Consider the following 3,208-nt stretch of genomic DNA (forward strand, 5'->3'; position numbering starts at 1 on the left):
AGTACGTATTCCAGTCTTTAAAAAATTTCTCCTTGTAATTTTCTTCATATACAGGTTACTCGAATCCCCCTTCAGTTTTTTTAAAATATATTTTACACACTAAAAAAGTAGAATAGATTACGAAAAAAAATGAACGAAAAGAAACCTCTTTACGTTAAAATATCAGAAAAATTGAAAAATATAAAGATTTCTATTAAATAAAGTGATAAAATGAATGTGTATTCATTTTTTTGGAGGGGATGTATGTGAAAGAGAAGGTAGTTATTATAACAGGTGGATCAAGTGGAATGGGAAAAGGGATGGCGACTCGTTTTGCAAAAGAAGGGGCACGAGTTGTTATTACAGGACGTACAAAGGAAAAACTAGAGGAAACAAAGTTGGAAATTGAACAATTTCCAGGGCAAGTATTACCTGTACAAATGGATGTACGAAATACGGATGATATTCAGAAAATGATTGAACAGATTGATGAGAAGTTTGGTCGAATTGATGTTTTAATAAATAATGCAGCTGGAAACTTTATTTGTCCGGCAGAAGATTTATCCGTGAATGGCTGGAATTCAGTCATTAATATTGTGTTAAACGGTACATTTTACTGTAGCCATGCTGTCGGAAAATATTGGATTGAAAAAGGTATAAAAGGGAATATCATTAACATGGTAGCAACATATGCATGGGATGCAGGCCCAGGGGTTATCCATTCGGCAGCAGCTAAAGCTGGTGTATTAGCGATGACAAAAACTCTTGCTGTTGAGTGGGGACGTAAATATGGGATACGAGTTAACGCTATCGCACCAGGACCAATTGAACGTACAGGTGGTGCCGATAAATTATGGATTTCAGAAGAAATGGCTAAGCGTACACTACAAAGTGTTCCACTTGGAAGACTAGGTACGCCAGAAGAAATCGCGGGTCTAGCTTATTATTTATGTTCAGATGAAGCTGCGTACATAAATGGAACTTGCATGACAATGGATGGAGGACAACACTTGCATCAATATCCATTTTAAAAGGGATGACCAAATGAATATTTGATTCATTTTTCACGGTAAAATGTGACGGAATTGTGACATGTGAAAGAAAAGTATTTACAAGAGGTCATATATACGGTATATTTAAGACCTCTTTTTTCTTCATAGTAGAATTGCTAATTCCCCTTAGCATTTTACCCCTCTAATCCCTTCAGGAAAACTGAAGGGATTTTTTATTATTTTTCCGTAAATATCGTGTTATAATTTTTGAAAAGTAAAGGGAGGGAAGCACGTTGATAGACGCATTAGATGTAATGAGTAACTTGGATAAAGTCCTTCCTTATTATCAAGCTATTTTTAGTGCTGATGAGCATACAGTAATTGGATATGAAGTTGTAGGACGTATTCAAACAGAAGAGGGTATACAAAGTTTAGCATCTTTCTTCCATGATGATTCTATTCCGAGTGAGTTCCAACTTGAAGCGGATAACATCATTGTAGAAAAAGCGTTAAATAGGTATTTAGAAACGGATCAAAAATTATTATTATTTATACATCGGAATGCTAATGTATTAATGAATGATGAAGATGAAAGTTTACTTCAACTTTTGCTGATGTATGAAGAACAAGGTTTGAACTTACAACGTATTGTTCTGGAAATAACAGAACATGAATGTAAAGAAGATATAGAACAATTTAATCATTTACTCATGTATTATCGTACATATGGTATTCAAATTTCGATTAATAAAGTTGGAACGGGTACAAGTAATTTAGAGCGTATTAGCGTGTTAGCACCGGATATTTTAAAAGTAGATTTAACAAATTTAAGGCAAACTGCACTTTTACAATCTTATCAAGATATTTTATATTCCTTATCTTTACTTGCTAGAAGAATTGGTGCGACATTGTTATATGAAGAAATTGATGCTTTTTATCAACTACAATATGCTTGGAAAAACGGTGGTAGATATTATCAAGGTAATTATTTGAAAGAATGTTTACCTGATTTTATTGAAACGAATGTTTTAAAAGAGCGACTTGGTAATGAATGTCATCAATTTATTCTGCATGAGAAGAAGAAGTTGCAAAAAATTTATAATTTAACAGAGATGTTACGTGATCGAATTGGTGATGTTCTGTCAAAACAAAAAAAGAATGAAGATATAAATGATTGGTTATTACAATTTAGCCAAAGCATATCACAATATAGTTTTCGGATATTTATTTGTAATGAAGATGGTTTTCAACAATCTGGTAATATTATGAAAAAAGATAGTGAATGGATCGTTATGCCAGAGTATTATATGAAGAACTGGAGCTGGCGCCCGTATTTTCTAGAGAATATAATGAAAATGCGTTTTGAGAATAAGGCAAGACTTTCAGATTTATACGCTGATATCGAAACTGGTGAAATGGTACGAACATTTTCTTTCCCGATTGATGATGAAAACTTTTTATTTATAGATTTATCTTATGAGTATTTATATGAAGAAGATGTTTTATTTTAATGCGCGAAGAGATTCGCGCATTTTTTTTGTTTGTTTTTATCATAAATTGGTAATAGTGAAAATGATGATGAAAATGCTGTCTATCGTTGTAAAGATTTTACGAACGAAATCATCCCTTTCTTTGCATAATCATTGTTACAATGAATACTACAAAGACAAGCTCTTTAAAGGGAAGGTGAAAAAATGAAGAAATATGGAATATGGTTTGTTCTATTTGTATGTGTTGCCTTTCTAGTTGGTTATAGTGTCACAACTGTTTTAGGAAAAGAGGAAGTGAAAGTTGATCGGAAAGAAGTATTTACAACGATACAAAAAGGGTATGAGACGCAATTTTCAATTCGAGGGAAGCAAATATCTATGAATAAGATGATAGAGACGTTATCACCATATTTTACAAATAATTTCCTTCAAGTTTTTACAGATGAAAACAGCAGAAATGAAAAACAAAGTGGTGAATATTTACTTCCAGCAAAAGAAGCCCCTTTTTCCTTTAATTCAGAAACAAAAATGTCTTATGATGAAGAACATAAAAATTTATACGTATATGAGCGGGCGAAAAGTGGACAATATCAAATTGTGACATTGCAAAAGGATAACGGGAAATGGAAATTAGCAGGGTATCATGAAAGTCAGGAACTTTTAACTGAAATAAAAAGGCTGCAACAATTATAAAAATAGGAATAGGTGTTTCCCTATTCCTATTCTATATTTAATAATTGTTGTAAT

Annotated in this window: 3 protein-coding genes; all 3 read left to right on the plus strand. The window is 32.4% G+C overall.

The genetic code is table 11. The features are described 5' to 3' along the window. Positions 1 to 245 precede the first annotated feature (245 nt). Positions 246 to 1,010, plus strand: coding sequence for a 2,4-dienoyl-CoA reductase (fadH, locus tag KI356_RS19405; RefSeq protein ID WP_212936170.1), 765 nt, complete (start codon positions 246 to 248; stop codon positions 1,008 to 1,010). Positions 1,011 to 1,264: 254 nt separating this feature from the next. After that, complete coding sequence (locus tag KI356_RS19410; RefSeq protein WP_212936171.1) at positions 1,265 to 2,482, plus strand: EAL domain-containing protein; 1,218 nt, start codon at positions 1,265 to 1,267, stop codon at positions 2,480 to 2,482. A 183-nt stretch (positions 2,483 to 2,665) separates the two neighbouring features. Next, complete coding sequence (locus tag KI356_RS19415) at positions 2,666 to 3,154, plus strand: DUF3993 domain-containing protein (protein ID WP_128281119.1); 489 nt, start codon at positions 2,666 to 2,668, stop codon at positions 3,152 to 3,154. Positions 3,155 to 3,208 lie beyond the last annotated feature (54 nt).

The organism is Bacillus hominis (assembly GCF_018332515.1).
Classification (GTDB): Bacteria; Bacillota; Bacilli; order Bacillales; family Bacillaceae_G; genus Bacillus_A; species Bacillus_A hominis.

Excerpts from the sequence above, each read along its gene's own strand:
- KI356_RS19415 (WP_128281119.1), top strand. The coding sequence starts at position 2,666 with ATGAAGAAATATGGAATATGGTTTGTTCTATTTGTATGTGTTGCCTTT.